The sequence below is a fragment of the Streptomyces ossamyceticus genome (genome assembly GCF_001418475.1).
GTDB lineage: Bacteria > Actinomycetota > Actinomycetes > Streptomycetales > Streptomycetaceae > Streptomyces > Streptomyces ossamyceticus.
The window spans coordinates 1-1651 of record NZ_LIQX01000847.1; the positions used below are offsets into that span (position 1 = coordinate 1).

The following is a 1651-nucleotide window of genomic DNA, read 5'->3' on the forward strand; positions in this document are numbered from 1 at the left end:
CCCTGTCCTCCGGGCGCCCCCGCGCCCCCGGCACCACGCACCGCGGCCCGAGCCGCGGCCGGCCCGCCCCCCGGCGGCACCGGCGGGCCGGGAGCGACCGGCGGGGCCATGCCCATCGGCGCGCCCGCCGCCCCGTGGACGTCGGGCCCGGGGGCGTACCCCATGGCCGGGCCGGGGCCGGACGCGGAGAAGTTCACGCCGCGCTCCAGCCGGTCCAGGCGGGCCATGACGGAGCGCTCGTCGCCGTAGGTCGCGGGGAGGAGGACGCGGGCGCAGATCAGTTCCAGCTGGAGGCGAGGGGAGTTGGCGCCCCGCATCTCCGTGAGGCCCTCGTTGACGAGGTCGGCGGCGCGACTCAGCTCGGCGGCGCCGAAGACGCCCGCCTGGGCCTGCATCCGCTCCAGGACGTCCGCGGGGGCGTCGATGAGCCCCTTCTCGACGGCGTCGGGCACGGCGGCCAGGATCACCAGGTCACGCAGCCGCTCCAGCAGGTCGGCGACGAACCTCCGCGGGTCGTTTCCGCCCTCGATGACATGGTCGACGACCTCGAAGGCGGCAGCCCCGTCGCCCGAGGCGAAGGCCTCCACGACCGAGTCGAGCAGCGACCCGTCCGTGTAGCCCAGCAGGGACGTAGCCATGGCGTAGGTCACACCCTCGTCCGTCGCGCCGGCCAGCAGCTGGTCCATGACGGACATCGAGTCACGCACGGAACCGGCGCCCGCGCGCACCACCAGCGGGAGGACACCCTCCTCGACGGGGATCTTCTCCTTGCCGCAGACCTCACCGAGGTAGTCGCGGAGCGTGCCCGGCGGGACGAGCCGGAACGGGTAGTGGTGCGTACGCGAACGGATCGTCCCGATGACCTTCTCGGGCTCGGTCGTCGCGAAGATGAACTTGAGGTGCTCCGGGGGCTCCTCGACGACCTTCAGCAGCGCGTTGAAACCGGCCGACGTGACCATGTGGGCCTCGTCGATGATGTAGATCTTGTACCGGCTGGCGGCCGGACCGAAGAACGCCTTCTCGCGCAGCTCACGGGCGTCGTCGACGCCACCGTGCGAGGCGGCGTCGATCTCGATCACGTCGATCGAGCCCGGGCCGTTCCGCGCCAGGTCCTGACAGGACTGGCACTCGCCGCACGGGGTGGGCGTGGGCCCGTTCTCGCAGTTCAGGCAGCGCGCGAGGATGCGGGCGCTGGTCGTCTTGCCGCAGCCGCGCGGCCCGCTGAACAGGTACGCGTGATTGACCCGGTTGTTCCGCAGCGCCTGCTGCAGCGGGTCGGTGACATGCTCCTGCCCGATGACCTCGGCGAACGACTCCGGGCGATAGCGGCGGTACAGCGCGAGAGACGACACGCCTACGAGGTTATAGGCGCCCACTGACAACCCGGACGCGACCGAAGCGGGACCGGGCGCCGAGCGGACCGTCTTCCGGGACGACGACCCGGCCAGCTCTCAGGCACCCTTTGCCGGGCGGGCTCTCAGGCCCCCTTTGCCGGGCGGGCTCACAGGACTCTGCCAGGCGGGCTCAGCGGGACAACGAAAGACCCCCCACGCACCCGCCAGAGCCGACCTACCCTTGCTGCCTTCCGGCCCTGGGGGAGTTCAGTCAGATAGCGCCGCGTGAGGGGCTGCCCAAACAGTACCCGATGGCA

Annotated in this window: 1 protein-coding gene and 1 other RNA gene; both read right to left on the bottom strand. The window is 72.0% G+C overall.

Annotated features, from left to right (window positions below; genetic code table 11):
• Window positions 1-1352 (bottom strand): DNA polymerase III subunit gamma and tau (locus AOK15_RS39640; RefSeq protein ID WP_157870517.1); only part of this gene is annotated, 1352 nt, incomplete at its 3' end.
• Between the two features lie 183 nt (window positions 1353-1535).
• Window positions 1536-1632: signal recognition particle sRNA small type (gene ffs / locus AOK15_RS41535), an RNA gene on the bottom strand.
• Window positions 1633-1651: the final 19 nt, after the last annotated feature.